Annotated in this window: 12 protein-coding genes; 8 read left to right on the top strand and 4 right to left on the bottom strand. The window is 64.4% G+C overall.

Features of this window, described 5'->3' with window-relative positions; genetic code table 11:
• Positions 1–131 precede the first annotated feature (131 nt).
• Positions 132–686, top strand: a complete 555-nt coding sequence (locus BC1002_RS01245) for a hypothetical protein (RefSeq protein ID WP_013088258.1) — start codon at positions 132–134, stop codon at positions 684–686.
• A gap of 332 nt (positions 687–1,018) precedes the next feature.
• Here the strand turns inward: BC1002_RS01245 and BC1002_RS01250 are convergent, their stop codons facing one another.
• Both BC1002_RS01250 and BC1002_RS01255 read right to left on the bottom strand, forming a co-directional pair.
• Positions 1,019–2,641, bottom strand: coding sequence for a YifB family Mg chelatase-like AAA ATPase (locus BC1002_RS01250; RefSeq protein ID WP_013088259.1), 1,623 nt, complete (start codon positions 2,639–2,641; stop codon positions 1,019–1,021).
• A 122-nt stretch (positions 2,642–2,763) separates the two neighbouring features.
• Complete coding sequence (locus BC1002_RS01255) at positions 2,764–3,018, bottom strand: accessory factor UbiK family protein (protein WP_026228952.1); 255 nt, start codon at positions 3,016–3,018, stop codon at positions 2,764–2,766.
• A gap of 387 nt (positions 3,019–3,405) precedes the next feature.
• On the opposite strand from BC1002_RS01255, the gene BC1002_RS01260 reads away from it, so the two are divergent.
• The 7 genes from BC1002_RS01260 (at position 3,406) to ptsP (ending at position 11,231) form a co-directional block, all read left to right on the top strand.
• Positions 3,406–3,744 carry a P-II family nitrogen regulator gene (locus BC1002_RS01260; protein ID WP_013088261.1) on the top strand — a complete coding sequence of 113 codons (339 nt, stop codon included), beginning with the start codon at positions 3,406–3,408 and terminating at the stop codon, positions 3,742–3,744.
• A gap of 45 nt (positions 3,745–3,789) precedes the next feature.
• Complete coding sequence (locus tag BC1002_RS01265) at positions 3,790–5,298, top strand: ammonium transporter (protein WP_013088262.1); 1,509 nt, start codon at positions 3,790–3,792, stop codon at positions 5,296–5,298.
• A 247-nt stretch (positions 5,299–5,545) separates the two neighbouring features.
• Positions 5,546–6,835, top strand: coding sequence for a glutamate--cysteine ligase (gshA, locus tag BC1002_RS01270; RefSeq protein WP_013088263.1), 1,290 nt, complete (start codon positions 5,546–5,548; stop codon positions 6,833–6,835).
• 103 nt (positions 6,836–6,938) lie between these two features.
• Complete coding sequence (gene gshB, locus BC1002_RS01275; RefSeq protein WP_013088264.1) at positions 6,939–7,895, top strand: glutathione synthase; 957 nt, start codon at positions 6,939–6,941, stop codon at positions 7,893–7,895.
• Positions 7,896–8,162: 267 nt separating this feature from the next.
• A complete protein-coding gene (locus BC1002_RS01280) occupies positions 8,163–8,690 on the top strand; it encodes a PTS sugar transporter subunit IIA (protein ID WP_013088265.1) in 528 nt (175 codons plus the stop codon).
• Between the two features lie 124 nt (positions 8,691–8,814).
• Entirely contained in the window at positions 8,815–9,084 is a 270-nt protein-coding gene (locus BC1002_RS01285) for an HPr family phosphocarrier protein (RefSeq protein ID WP_013088266.1), read from the top strand.
• A gap of 401 nt (positions 9,085–9,485) precedes the next feature.
• A complete protein-coding gene (gene ptsP, locus BC1002_RS01290; RefSeq protein WP_013088267.1) occupies positions 9,486–11,231 on the top strand; it encodes a phosphoenolpyruvate--protein phosphotransferase in 1,746 nt (581 codons plus the stop codon).
• A 93-nt stretch (positions 11,232–11,324) separates the two neighbouring features.
• Here the strand turns inward: ptsP and BC1002_RS01295 are convergent, their stop codons facing one another.
• Both BC1002_RS01295 and BC1002_RS01300 read right to left on the bottom strand, forming a co-directional pair.
• Positions 11,325–12,083 carry a HesA/MoeB/ThiF family protein gene (locus BC1002_RS01295; protein ID WP_013088268.1) on the bottom strand — a complete coding sequence of 253 codons (759 nt, stop codon included), beginning with the start codon at positions 12,081–12,083 and terminating at the stop codon, positions 11,325–11,327.
• Positions 12,084–12,305: 222 nt separating this feature from the next.
• Entirely contained in the window at positions 12,306–13,889 is a 1,584-nt protein-coding gene (locus BC1002_RS01300; protein ID WP_013088269.1) for a S41 family peptidase, read from the bottom strand.
• Positions 13,890–14,174: the final 285 nt, after the last annotated feature.

Consider the following 14,174-nt stretch of genomic DNA (forward strand, 5'->3'; position numbering starts at 1 on the left):
CTTTATGCTCCGCAAGCCCGATCTTCCGCCCCATGCTCCGAACCGTTCGTCGTATCTGCCGTTTAGTTGCCCGCGTTTCGTGCCATTTTCCGTTGATCAATCGATTGCCCGCCCGCGGCGCGGGCGTCGTCATGCGACCGGGGCGCGCTCGTACAGTACTTGGCGCGGCGACGGCCGCGTTGGCGCTCGGCGTCGCGCTCAGCGCCTGCTCGCCGACCTTCGACTGGCGCACCGTGATGAACAACGAAAAGGGCTACACGGTCGACTTCCCGGCCAAGCCGGGCAACGACCAGCGCGCGGTGCAGATCGACGGCACACCCATGCAGATGGCGATGCAGACCGCCGAAGCGGGCAATGCGGTCTTCGCGGTCGGCACCGTGATGCTGCCCGACGATAGCGACGCGACGCAGCGCGCCGCGCTCGATTTCCTGCGCGCGGGACTGGCGCGCAACGTCGGCGCGACGCCCGATGCTCACGCGGTGCAGATCCCGCTGGCGGCGGGCGGCAAGACATCCGGGCTGGAAATGACGGTGAGCGGCGCGGCGGGCGCCAAACACGAGCCGCGCACCGTGTATGCTCGGCTCGTCGCGCGCGGCCGACATGTCTATCAGGCGGCGATCATCGCCGATCAACCGCTGCCGCAAGAGCAGGTCGACCAGTTTTTTTCGTCGTTCCAGCTGTACTGAACGCGGTATTTTTGGCCGAGCGGACGCGCCTCAGAACGCCGAACGCAGTGAAAGTTCCTTCGCAGCTTTGCGCGCTAATTGTTGGTTTACGTTGAGCTTTTTGAGTTACGCGCACAACCTGTGGATAACTCTGTTGAGAAGTCGGCTTCAATGGCCGCAAAAGCCCATCAGGCGGGCCTTTCGTCAAAATTCACGAGCGTACGGTATTTTAAAAAGCTCAATGAAATCAATGCCTTCATGAGATGCCTGTCAGCGCGCTTTCGAGTTGTATCAAAATCTAACAGGAGCGTGGCTGTGTGAATAAGTCAAGTCTTGACAGTAGATTTTTCTCCTCATAACGAGCCAAAAGCGCGGCGGTACTGGATTGCCTCGGCGACCTGCGCGGCGCTCGGCATCGCCGCGCCAGCCAGATCCGCGACCGTGCGCGCGACCTTCAACACCCGGTAGTACGCCCGCGCCGACCAGCCAAAGCGCTCGCCGGCTTCGCGCAGCAGTGCCTCGCCGGCCCCGTCCGGGCGGCACACATCGTCGACTTCGCGTCCGTCCAGCTCGCGGTTGGTCTTGCCTTGCCGGACCAGTTGCCGCTCGCGTGCAGCGCTCACGCGGTATGCGATCGCCGCGCTTGCTTCGCCGGCCGTGGCGGCGCGGGCCGCGAGTTCGGTGGCGGTCAGTGCTGGAATTTCGAGCTGGATGTCGATGCGGTCGAGCAGCGGTCCAGACAATTTACGCATATAGCGCGCGGCAACTTCCGGCGTGCAGCGGCAGCGCCCGCCCGGATCTCCGCGCCAGCCGCATGGGCACGGGTTCATCGCGGCGATCAGTTGGCAGGCGGCGGGGAAATCCGCTTGCCACGCGGCGCGCGAGATCGTGATGCGCCCGGCTTCGAGCGGCTCGCGCAGCGTTTCGAGCACCACACGATCGAATTCGGGAAGCTCGTCGAGAAACAGCACGCCCAGATGCGCGAGCGTGATCTCGCCGGGCTGCGGCGGATTGCGACCGCCGACCAGCGCCGCGGCGCTCGACGAATGGTGCGGCGCGCGAAACGGCCGCTGCCGCCACTGCGACGGCTTGAAGCCGATGCGGCTCGCGGACAGCAGCGCGGCTGAAGCGAGCGCTTCGTCGTCGGTCATGGGCGGTAGCAGGCCGGGCAGGCGAGCCGCTAGCATAGACTTGCCGGCGCCGGGCGGCCCGATCAGCAGCACGTGATGGCCACCGGCCGCCGCGACTTCGAGTGCGCGCCGAGCCGCGCGCTGGCCGATCACGTCGGCCATGTCCGGTGCCGGCGCGGCGGCGTGCTCGTCGGGCTCGGGCGCGGCGACCGGCCTAAGACGCGCGTCCGGCGCGCCTGCGAGATGCGCGCATAGCGACGGCAGATCGGCAGCGCCGAACACGTCGACGCCGGGCACGAGCGCCGCTTCCGCCGCGCTGGCGGCCGGCAGATAAAGCTGTGGGGTGTGGAACGCCTGTGCAGTTACCTGATCGACGAGTGCTGGCAACGCAGAACGCGTTTCAGATGATGCGTCGGCGTCTGCGCCAGCGGCTTCCGCGCTCGCCAGAGCGCCCCGCGCGGTGCCGCATGCCATCGCGAACGCGCCGCGCATCGGCCGCAGCGCGCCGGTCAGCGACAGCTCGCCGGCAAACTCGCGATGGAGTAGCGATTCGGCCGGAATTTGCCCGCTCGCGGCCAGGATGCCGAGTGCGATAGGCAGATCGAAACGACCGGATTCTTTGGGTAGATCGGCGGGCGCGAGGTTGACGGTGATGCGGCGTACCGGGAAATCGAAACCGCAGTTCTGCAGCGCCGCGCGCACGCGCTCACGGCTCTCGCGCACTTCCAGGTCGGGCAGGCCGACGATCGCAAAGGACGGCAGTCCATTGGCGAGGTGAACCTCGACGGTCACTTCGGGCGCACGGCCGGCGGCCGGCGCGCGGCTGCGCACCACGGCAAGCGACATATTCCCCTCCCGTCGGACGGCGCGCTCATTTCGCGCGCATATCCCCCAAAAACGCTGATGACGTCACGGCCCGCTTGCCGGTGATGTGCGGCACTGCGCAGCGCGAAGGCTGCAACCAGTGCTTACGGCGTCTGCGTGAGCGGCAGTTTCTGTTCGAGCTCGGCGACGCGGCGCTCGAGTTCTTCGAGTCGCGCGCGCGTACGCACGAGCACCTGGGTCTGCGTATCGAATTCCTCGCGCGTGACCAGATCGAGCTTCGAGAAGCCCTGCGACAGCATTGCCTTGACGTTGCGTTCGACATCCTTGGCCGGCGAATTCTTGAACAGATCGCTGACGCGAGCCTGGAAGTCGTTAAAAACGTCGTTCGGTTGTTTCATCGTGTTCCCCTTGGTGCACAAAAAATGTGCATGTTTCATTGCACCCGTTCTCCGTGGCAGCGAATGGGCGATCCTGGTGCGCGCGGCTCCTTCGCTGCCGCGGCCGCGTGAGCGCGTTTGGTGCGCGCCTCGCGTTCAGAACGTTCGAACACTCTAGCAACGATCCCCCCGCCGCGCCACCGCCGACAGCGCCGCTGGCCGTTCGGACAAGGCCGTCCGGGCGCGCTGCGCCACGCGCGCGACGCGCAGTCTGACACAACATGGCATAGGAGTTGCTGTTACTGCCGCGCGCGCACTGCCAGGGCACTTTTACCGGGAGCGCAGGAGACCGCGGTTAGAGGTACGCAACGTGGCAGCAACGGTTCAGCAACAACTAGCGAGGATTTCATGAAACTCATCACCGCAATCATCAAGCCGTTCAAGCTGGATGAAGCGCGCGAAGCCCTGTCGGCAATCGGCGTGTCGGGTATCACGGTCACGGAAGTCAAAGGCTTCGGGCGGCAGAAGGGCCACACCGAGCTGTATCGGGGCGCCGAATACGTCGTCGACTTTCTGCCGAAGGTGAAGATCGAAGCAGCCGTATCGGACGACATCGTGGACCAGGCGATCGAGGCGCTCGAGCGCGCCGCGCGTACCGGCAAGATCGGCGACGGCAAGATCTTCGTCACGCCGATCGAGCAGGTGGTTCGGATCCGCACCGGCGAGACCGGCGCGGACGCTCTGTAAAGATCAGAGCATAGCGACACGGATAGCGACAAGAGGAAAACCAAGATGCGCAAACTAATGATGTCCCTGCTGATGGCCGGCTCGCTGCTAGCGGCCGGTGTCGGCACCGCCCTGGCTGACGACGCGTCCGCTCCCGCGGCCGCCTCCGCCCCCGATACGACGGCGAGCGCGCCTGCTCCCGACGCCTCCGCCGCAGCCGCTGCCCCGGCTGCCTCGGCTCCCGCCGCCGATGCGTCCGCCGCGCCGGCCGCAAGCGCGCCGGCCGCCACCGACGCATCGGCCACCGCTGCCGCCGCCCCGGCCGCGCCGACCGCCCCGTTCTCGGTCGATTCATCGAAGATCAACTCCGGCGACACCGCGTGGATGCTGACCTCGACCGCGCTGGTGCTGTTCATGACGATCCCCGGTCTCGCGCTGTTCTACGGCGGCATGGTCCGCAAGAAGAACGTGCTCGCGACGCTGATGCAAAGCTTCGCGATCACCTGTCTGGTGACGATCGTCTGGACCGTGGTCGGCTACAGCATCGCGTTCACGCCGGGCAACTCGTTCATCGGCGGCTTCTCGCGGGTGTTCATGACGGGCATGAACTACATCAAGGGCGACAAGGCCACGACGCTGACCGTCAGCCATCTCGCGCCGACGATCCCCGAGACGGTCTACTTCGTCTATCAGATGACCTTCGCGATCATCACGCCGGCGCTGATCACCGGTGCGTTCGCGGACCGCATGAAGTTCTCGGCGATGCTGGTGTTCATGACGCTGTGGTCGATCCTCGTCTACTCGCCGATCGCGCACATGGTGTGGGAGCCGAGCGGCTGGCTGGCTACCGCGGGCATCCTCGACTTCGCGGGTGGCACGGTGGTGCACATCAACGCGGGTATCGCGGGTCTGGTCTGCTGTCTGGTGCTCGGCAAGCGCGTCGGCTACGGCAAGGAAGCGATGGCGCCGCATAACCTGACGCTGACGCTGATCGGTGGCGCGATGCTGTGGGTCGGCTGGTTCGGCTTCAATGCGGGTTCGGCGGTGGCGGCGGACGGCCGTGCCGGCTTCGCGATGTTCGCCACGCAGGTGGCGACCGCCGCGGCGGCGCTCGCGTGGATGTTCGCCGAATGGGCGGCCAAGGGTAAGCCGTCGGTGCTCGGTATCGTGTCGGGCGCGGTCGCGGGTCTGGTGGCGGTGACGCCGGCATCGGGCTTCGTCGGCACGCTGGGCGCGCTGGTGATCGGCATTGTCGCCGGTGTGCTCTGCTTCTGGTCGGCCACGTGGCTCAAGCACAAGCTCGGCTACGACGATTCGCTCGACGCGTTCGGCGTGCACTGCGTGGGTGGGATCATCGGTGCGCTCTTAACCGGCGTGTTCGCGGTCAAGGACATTAGCGGCTTCGACGGCAGCCTGATCCTGCAGGCGAAGGGCGTGCTGACGACGCTGATCTACAGCGGCGTGGTGAGCTTCGTGCTGCTGAAGATCATCGACATGGTGATCGGCATCCGCGTGACCGAAGAGCAGGAGCGCGAAGGCCTCGACGTGAGCCTGCACGGCGAGAAAGTCGAATAACCGGAGAACCTGTCCCGCTTGGGGCCCGCGCTTCCGGGCCCGCCAGTCAGGAAAAGTTAAGCGCAGCAAGTTCGCCCGCCTTCATGGCGGGCTTTTTTCTTGCTGATCGGGTTGCGAACGGTAATTTTCCGCGCCTATCATCGAGATAGGGAGAATGCATTCGAGTCTGCTTGCGAATGGAGAAACCGTCCCCAAATGGACAAAGCATTTGCTCTACAATCTTTTTTCTCCAGTCTGCGAGTGATCAATGGTTCCGCACCTAGTTACGGCGTTAAACGGCCCGCTGCTCGACCTCGAGCGGAAGATCCTCGACGCCACGCCCGCTATCGAACGCTGGTTCCGGCTTGAATGGCAGGAGCACACGCCGCCGTTCTATTGTTCCGTCGATCTGCGTAATGCGGGCTTCAAGCTCGCGCCGGTCGACACCAACCTGTTTCCCGGCGCCTTCAACAATCTGCCGCAGGAAGTGCTGCCGCTCGCGGTGCAGGCCGCGATGGCCTCGATCGAAAAGATCTGCCCGGACGCGAAGAATCTGCTCGTGATTCCGGAGCGCCACACACGCAACGCGTTCTACCTCGAAAACGTCGCCCGGCTCGCGTCGATCATGCGCCAGGCGGGCCTGAACGTACGCTTCGGCACGCTCGACGAAACCATCAACGGCCCGGTCACGATCGCGCTGTCGGACGGCCAGAAGCTGGTGCTCGAACCGCTCGAGCGCTCGCAGCGGCGCCTCGGGCTGAAGAACTTCGACCCGTGCTCGATTCTGCTGAACAACGACCTGTCCGGCGGTATTCCGCCCGTGCTCGAGAATCTGCACGAGCAGTACCTGCTGCCGCCGCTTCACGCGGGCTGGGCGGTGCGCCGCAAGTCGACGCATTTCTCGTGCTATGACGACGTCGCGAAGAAATTCACGAAGATGGTCGAGATCGATCCGTGGATGATCAATCCGTACTTCGCGCACGTCGAGGGCGTCGACTTCCAGCAGCGCACCGGCGAGGAAGCGCTTGCCGATGCGATCGACGGCGTGCTGAAGAAGATCGCGCGCAAGTATCGCGAGTACGGCATCTCCGAAAAACCGTATGTCGTGATCAAGTCGGATGCGGGCACTTACGGCATGGGCGTGATGACCGTGCACGACGCGTCGGAAGTCGCCGCGCTGACGAAGCGCGAACGCACGCGCATGGCCGCGACCAAAGACGGCCTCGAAGTGCACGACGTGATCGTGCAGGAAGGCGTGTACACGTTCGAGCGCATCGGCGAGGAAGTCGCCGAGCCGGTCGTCTACATGATCGACCGCTATGTGGTGGGCGGCTTCTATCGCGTGCACGGCAGCCGCGAGCGCGACCAGAACCTGAACGCGCCGGGCATGCACTTCGTGCCGCTCGGCTTCGAACATACGGCGCTGCCCGATGCGCACGCGAAGCCCGGCGCGGCGCCGCCGAACCGCTTCTATATGTATGGCGTCGTGGCGCGGCTGGGGTTGCTGGCCGCCTCGGTCGAACTCGAAAAGACCGATCCCGAAGCGATCCAGGTCTAAGCCACCTCGCGCGACAGGATGGCGGCACACGTGCCGCCATCGCCGTCTTCAAAGACTATATTGACGAACAATGTCACGCCCGTCAGGGCGCACCGGGACTTTCATGGACATTCTTTTCATCGCCGATCCGCTCGCCCATTTCAAGATTTACAAAGACTCGACCTACGCGATGATGGCCGAAGCGGCGCGCCGCGGTCACACGGTGTACACCTGCGAGCCGAAGCATCTGGCGTGGACGGGCGGCGATGTCGAAGCGAACGTGCAGCGCATCGCGATCACCGGCGATACCACCGATCTGCATCGTGACGTCTGGTTCGCCGCCGATGCCGCCGCGCCGCGCGCGCTGGCGAGCTTCGGCGCGGTCGTGATGCGCAAAGACCCGCCGTTCGACATGGAATACGTGACGTCGACGTGGCTGCTCGAGCTGGCCGAGCGTGGCGGCGCGCGCGTCTTCAACAAGCCGCAGGCGATTCGCGATCATTCAGAGAAGCTCGCGATCGGCGAGTTCGCGCAGTTCGTCGCGCCGACGCTGGTCACGCGCGATCCGGCGCGGCTGCGCGCGTTCCACGAACAGCATGGCGACGTGATCCTGAAGCCGCTCGACGGCATGGGCGGCATGGGCGTGTTCCGCGTGAAGGCGGACGGCATGAACCTCGGCTCGATCGTCGAAATGCTGAGCCACGACGGCGCGCGCTCGGTGATGGCGCAGAAATTCATCCCCGAGATCAAGGAGGGTGACAAGCGCATCCTGTTGATCGGCGGCGAAGCGGTGCCGTACTCGCTCGCGCGCATTCCTCAGGGTAATGAGGTGCGCGGCAATCTGGCGGCCGGCGGACTGGGTGTCGCGCGGCCGCTCAGCGAGCAGGATCGCAAGATCGCCGATACCCTCGCGCCGGTGCTGGCCGCGCGCGGCTTGCTGCTGGTGGGCCTCGATGCGATCGGCGACTGGCTCACCGAAGTCAACGTCACGAGCCCGACGTGTTTCCGCGAGATCATGGATCAGACCGGCTTCGACGTCGCCGCGATGTTCGTCGACGCGCTGGAGCGCGCGGTCGGCTGACGCACGGTGCTGGCTGGGCACATGCCTCGCGCGGCGACTTGGGCGGCGACTCGAGCGGCCTTGATTGCCCGGCCGCACCCCCAATCTGGGTAGTAAATCCGTATCAGGCGCGCCGTCGGGATTGGCGCGAAAATGAGGCTGCTACAATGCCCGCTCGCCCGACGATGCATTTGCGCCCTCGCGACCCACGGCCGGTCCGGGGCGATGGCGAACCGGGCTCTAGTCCCGGTCCACGGTTTGGGGCCGTTCTTTTGCAGTAAGGCTGACATGGCAGGCATTCTGATCATTGCGCACGCTCCATTCGCCACCGCGTTGCGCGATTGCATTTCCCACATATATGGCGGTTTGCCGGCGCGTATCGGCGTGATCGATGTGTCGCCGGATTGCGATCCCGCGCAGGTCGTCGCGTTCGCGAATTCGGAAGTCGCGCGGTTGAAGGAAGAGAACGGCGCGCTCGTGTTGACCGACATGTTCGGCGCGACGCCGGCCAACATCGCGGGCCGGCTCGCCGCCGTGCGGGACGTGCGCGTGCTGTGCGGCGTCAATCTGCCGATGCTGGTGCGTGCGGTCTGCTATCGCGCGACGCCGCTCGACACGCTCGTCGACAAGGCGCTCGCCGGCGCGACCAAGGGTGTGCACGCGATCGGACCGGCGACGCCGGAGCCGGTCACGGCGCCAGCGTGCCCGGCCGATTGCCTGCCGGCGCTGCCGCCCGACGCGGCGCCCGCCGACTGTGTTCCCGCGTTGCCGGCCGATGCCGATCTGACGCAGAAGCCGGACGCGCCCGGCTTGTAACTCGGGCTGGTTCGGAGGCGAGCTTCGACGGATTCAAGCGCTATCGCTACGGCATCAGGCACATTGCAGCCGCTTTGCAGTTTCACCTTTCACCATTTCATTCACCCGCGCTTCGGACCATCACATGCTGCAACAGGAAACGACAATTGTGAACAAGCTGGGGCTGCACGCGCGCGCGTCGGCCAAGTTGACGCAACTCGCGGGCAACTACCAGGCGGAAATCTGGATGAGCCGCAATGGCCGTCGTATCAACGCGAAGAGCATCATGGGCGTGATGATGCTGGCCGCGGGCATCGGCAGTACCGTGCTGATCGAAACGGAAGGTACCGACGAACAGGAAGCGATGGACGCGCTGTTGAAACTGATTGCCGATAAATTTGGCGAAGGTCAATAACGCGGCGCGCTTTGCGTTCGACAATTCCGAAAATGCCGCGGCTCAGTCCGCGGCTTTTTTTTGCCGCCGACATTTGAATATCAGAAGAGGCCCGCGGTTAATCGACATTAAAGGGATGTACAAGCGGCGCGAAAGCCGCAGAGAAGAGTGCGTAAGGCCACACGCGCGTATGGCGACATGCGCGTAAGGTGACACGCGTTTTCAATGTTTAAACCATATGTTCTGCGCGACGCGTATAGAGCGAAGCTTCGTCTGTACGAGGACACCTGATGGCGATAACCCGTGCTGCGCTGCACACACCGCCGGCATACTTCAAAAAGGCGCGGAATTTATAATGCCAAGTACAGTCTGAGAGCATTGCAGCGGTTTGCCGCGGCATTACACAACTAGAGGAGGTGCGCGTGTCATTCACGCTGCATGGAATTCCCGTGTCACGCGGTATCGCCATCGGGCGGGCCTATCTGATCGCCCCGGCAGCACTCGACGTAGACCACTATCTGATCGAACCCGCGCAGATCGAAGGGGAGGTCGGGCGCTTTCGCGCGGCTCAGCAACGCGTGCATGAAGAACTCAACGTATTGCGCGCCGATCTCGCCGCGGATGCTCCTACTGAAATGGGCGCGTTCATCGACGTACACATGATGATCCTGAACGACGTGATGCTCGTTCAGGAAACCATCGACTTGATCCGCACGCGCCGCTACAACGTCGAGTGGGCGCTGACCGAACAGCTCGAAAGACTCTCGCGCCATTTCGACGACATCGAAGACGAATACCTGCGCGAACGCAAAGCCGACATCGAACAGGTCGTCGAGCGCGTGCTGAAGGCGCTCGCGGGCGCGCCGGGCATCGTCGACAACGTGCATGGCGCGTGCGATGAAATGATCGTCGTCGCGCACGACATCGCGCCCGCCGACATGATGCAGTTCAAGACGCAGACGTTCCAGGGCTTCGTCACCGATCTCGGCGGGCGCACGTCGCATACCGCTATCGTCGCGCGCAGCCTGGGCATTCCGGCCGCGGTCGGCGTGCAGCATGCGAGCGCGCTGATCCGCCAGGACGATCTGATCATTGTCGATGGCGACCACGGCATCGTGATCGTCGACCCCGCGCCGATCGTGCTCGAGGAATACTCGTATCGGCAAAGCGAGAAGGAGCTCGAGCAGCGCAAACTGCAACGGCTCAAGTTCTCGCCGACGCAAACGCTGTGCGGCACGCGCATCGAACTGTGCGCGAACATCGAGTTGCCGGACGACGCGCGCGCGGCGATCGAATCGGGCGCGACCGGCGTGGGTCTGTTTCGCACCGAGTTCCTGTTCATGAATCACAAGGACCGGATGGCCGAAGAGGAGGAGCAGTTCAGCGCGTATCGTCGCGCGGTCGAGCTGATGAACGGCTTGCCGGTCACGATCCGCACGATCGACGTCGGCGCTGACAAACCGCTCGATTCGATGGGCGGCGGCGACGGCTACGAGACCGCCGTGAATCCGGCGCTCGGTTTGCGCGCGATTCGCTGGAGCCTGTCCGAGCCGCAGATGTTCCTCACGCAGCTGCGCGCGATCCTGCGCGCGTCGGCGTTCGGCAAGGTGAAGATCCTGATCCCGATGCTTGCGCACGCGCAGGAAATCGACCAGACACTCGATCTGATCCGCGAAGCCAAGCGTCAACTCGACGACGCGGGTATCGCTTACGATCCGAACGTGCAGGTCGGCGCGATGATCGAGATTCCGGCCGCGGCGATCGCGTTGCCGCTGTTCCTGAAGCGACTCGATTTCCTGTCGATCGGCACCAACGATCTGATCCAGTACACGCTCGCGATCGATCGCGCGGACAATGCGGTCGCGCATCTGTACGACCCGCTGCATCCGGCCGTGCTGCATCTGATCGCGTTCACGCTGCGCGAGGCGAAGCGGGCGGGTGTGCCCGTCTCCGTGTGCGGAGAGATGGCGGGCGATCCGGCGTTGACGCGTCTGTTGCTCGGCATGGGCTTGACCGAGTTTTCGATGCATCCGAGCCAACTGCTCGAGGTCAAGCAGGAGGTGCTGCGCTCGCATCTGAAGACGCTCGAAAAACCCGTGGCCGACGTGCTGGCTTCGTTCGAGCCGGAAGAGGTGCAGGCGGCGCTCAAGCGGGTCGCACTGGTTTGAATCCGACGCGCTTCGTCGCGCCTCGCTGAACGAAAAACGCCGCAAATTGAGGCGTTTTTCTATTTCGTGACCGGGGGGCAGCGTAGATCGGGTTCAAGACCCGTGCGCGCGGCCGCACACCGGGCAATCCGGCTGACGTCCGATGCGCATGGTGTTCCATTCCATCCGCAGCGAATCGAGCATCGTCAGGCGGCCCACGAGCGGCGTGCCGATTGCGCCGACGACCTTCAGCGCTTCGGCAGCCTGCATCGAACCGACGATGCCGACCGTCGGCGCGAACACGCCCATCGTCGAGCAGGCGACTTCCTCGAACGGCTGATCTTCGGGAAACACGCACGCGTAGCATGGCGACGCTTCGTCGCGGAAATCGAAGGTGCTGATCTGGCCGTCGAAGCGCAGCGCCGCGCCCGACACGAGCGGCACGCGATGCTTGACGCACGCGCGGTTGATCGCGTGACGCGTCGCGAAGTTGTCGGTGCAATCGAGCACGACATCCGCGTGGGGCACTTCGCGATCGAGCCACGCATCGTCGACGCGCTCAGCCACCGCGTTGACGACGACCTCTGGATTGATCTGCGCGAGCATGTCGCGCCCGGATTCGACCTTGCTGCGTCCAACCGACGCGCTGACGTGCAGGATCTGGCGCTGCAGATTGGTCAGGTCGACGGTATCGGCATCGACGAGCGTCAGACGGCCGACGCCCGCCGCCGCGAGATACATCGCGGCCGGCGAACCGAGCCCGCCCGCGCCGACGATGATCGCGTGGGCCTCGATAAAACGCTGCTGTGCCTCGATGCCGATTTCGTCGACAAGGATGTGGCGGGAGTAGCGAAGGAGTTGATCGTCGTTCATGGCGGGGCGCGTGGGGTGTGTCGCTATGTCGCGGTGTCGCGCAAGGAGAGGCGGGCCGAGGGGCCGCGGCGCGCATTCGTGGCTGTTATTTTAATCGCGCCGGGAGGGTGGATGTTGCGGTTTGCCGTGAGGCGCCGCCGGTTGAGCGGCGGCTTTTGCTGAAACTGCTGCGGCGTGTCTTCGCAGACTATTGTGCTGCGAAGACACGCGCGGGTTCGCTGCTTATTTGCCAGCGGGAGCCAGAGCCGGAGCCGAAGCCGGCGCCGGTCCCGATGCGCCCGGCACCGGTTGCGTCGGCTTCACCGCCACCGGCGCGGAGGCCGACGTGCCCGGCTTGTTCTGCGCGAGCCGGCGTTCCATCAGCGACTTCGATTCCTGAACCGGCTTGCCTTCGAGCTTGCCGACGGCCTGTTGCAGCATGAAGTCGTCGTTCGAACCGAACTCGACCGGCTTGCGTTCGCGTTCCTTCTGGCGCTGTTCCGGCGTCTTCTTGTCGTTCTGCTCTTCGAGCTGACGCAGCTGCTCCATGCGCTCCGACTCGCGTTTCTCCGCTTCCTTCTTCTCGTTCGGGTCCTGGGTGTTCGCAAGGTGATTCGAGTAGTCGACTTCGCGGGTAACGAGCGCGTCGTCCGGATCGCCGTCCGCGTATTGATCGACCGGAAGATCGGGGCGGATGCCCTTGTTCTGGATCGAACGGCCGCTCGGCGTGTAGTAATACGCGGTGGTCAGTCGCAGTGCGGTGTCCGCCGTCATGGGGCGTACGGTTTGCACCGAGCCCTTGCCGAACGTGGTCTTGCCGAGAAGCAGCGCGCGGTGCTGATCCTGCAGCGCGCCCGCGACGATTTCCGAGGCCGACGCCGAGTACGCGTTGGTCAGCACGATCATCGGCACGGTCTTGAAGATGGCCGGTACGTCCTTCAGCGGATCGCTGTCGAACGATTGCAGACGGTAGTTATCGTAGGTGTCGCGATAGATCTGCTTCGAATCCGGAATCTGGCCGTTGGTCGACACCACCACCGAATTCGGCGGCAGGAACGCGCCCGCGACGCCGACCGCACTTTGCAGCAGACCGCCGCCATTGTTGCGCAGGTCGAGGATGAGGCCCTTCAGGTTCGGCTCCTGGCGCGCAAGATCCTGCAGCTTGGCCGCGAGGTCAGGCGTGGTGCGCTCCTGGAAGCTCGTAATGCGCACGTACGCGAAGCCCGGCGCAACGATCTTGCCCTTCACCGACTGCACCTTGATGATTGCGCGCGTGACGGTGAGCGGGAACGTGCGGTCGTCGGTCTTGCGGAAGATGGTCAGCGTGACCTTGGTGCCCGGCTCGCCGCGCATCTGCTTGACCGCCTGGTCGAGCGTCATGCCGCGCACGGGCTTGTCGTTGATGCGCGTGATCAGGTCGCCCGGACGGATGCCGGCGCGGAACGCGGGCGTGTCTTCGATTGGCGAAATCACCTTGATCAGGCCGTCTTCCGACGAAATTTCGATGCCGAGGCCCGCGAAGCGGCCCTTGGTCTGCTCCTGCAGCTCTTCGTAGTCGGTCTTGTCGAGGTACGACGAGTGCGGGTCGAGGCTCGACACCATGCCCTTGATCGCGGCGGTGAGGAGCTTCTTGTCGTCGACCGGTTCGACGTATTCGTGCTTGATCTGCCCGAACACTTCGGCGAAGAGCCTGAGCTGGTCTAGCGGCAGCGGAGCGATCGCGGCGCTAGCGGGTTGCTGGGCCGAGGCGGAGAATTGCAAGGTGGCAAAGACACCGGTAGCAAGGCCCGCGGCAATCAGGCCGAAATTTTTCAGGTTCTTTCGCATAGAGTCTGTTGCGGTCGGAAGCGCGTGGCAGCGTCGATAAAGATTGGACGGACAAGTATAACTGCACACCCGCCTGCTCAGGGCGCGGTGCAGGCAATCGTGCTTCGACAGTACGGGAAGGTCCTGGTTCTTGCGAACCGGCCCGCGGATGGCGAGCGGTGCGATATGTCACCCGACGGTGCGGAACCGACACTTGCCGCAGAAGGCCAGCGGATGCGGTCGCCGCTACGGTGATCTCTGCGGCGGACCGCTAAATCTGACCGCCGGGCGCAATACAGTATTTCT

The organism is Paraburkholderia atlantica, assembly GCF_000092885.1.
Lineage (GTDB): Bacteria > Pseudomonadota > Gammaproteobacteria > Burkholderiales > Burkholderiaceae > Paraburkholderia > Paraburkholderia atlantica.

What these genes read in the sequence shown, in the direction of transcription:
- BC1002_RS01260 (WP_013088261.1), top strand. Translation starts at nt 3,406, where the DNA reads ATGAAACTCATCACCGCAATCATCAAGCCGTTCAAGCTGGATGAAGCG.
- BC1002_RS01300 (WP_013088269.1), bottom strand. Translation starts at nt 13,889, where the DNA reads ATGCGAAAGAACCTGAAAAATTTCGGCCTGATTGCCGCGGGCCTTGCT.
- BC1002_RS01295 (WP_013088268.1), bottom strand. Translation starts at nt 12,083, where the DNA reads ATGAACGACGATCAACTCCTTCGCTACTCCCGCCACATCCTTGTCGAC.
- BC1002_RS01245 (WP_013088258.1), top strand. Translation starts at nt 132, where the DNA reads ATGCGACCGGGGCGCGCTCGTACAGTACTTGGCGCGGCGACGGCCGCG.
- BC1002_RS01265 (WP_013088262.1), top strand. Translation starts at nt 3,790, where the DNA reads ATGCGCAAACTAATGATGTCCCTGCTGATGGCCGGCTCGCTGCTAGCG.
- gshA (WP_013088263.1), top strand. Translation starts at nt 5,546, where the DNA reads ATGGTTCCGCACCTAGTTACGGCGTTAAACGGCCCGCTGCTCGACCTC.
- BC1002_RS01280 (WP_013088265.1), top strand. Translation starts at nt 8,163, where the DNA reads ATGGCAGGCATTCTGATCATTGCGCACGCTCCATTCGCCACCGCGTTG.
- BC1002_RS01250 (WP_013088259.1), bottom strand. Translation starts at nt 2,641, where the DNA reads ATGTCGCTTGCCGTGGTGCGCAGCCGCGCGCCGGCCGCCGGCCGTGCG.
- BC1002_RS01285 (WP_013088266.1), top strand. Translation starts at nt 8,815, where the DNA reads ATGCTGCAACAGGAAACGACAATTGTGAACAAGCTGGGGCTGCACGCG.
- gshB (WP_013088264.1), top strand. Translation starts at nt 6,939, where the DNA reads ATGGACATTCTTTTCATCGCCGATCCGCTCGCCCATTTCAAGATTTAC.
- BC1002_RS01255 (WP_026228952.1), bottom strand. Translation starts at nt 3,018, where the DNA reads ATGAAACAACCGAACGACGTTTTTAACGACTTCCAGGCTCGCGTCAGC.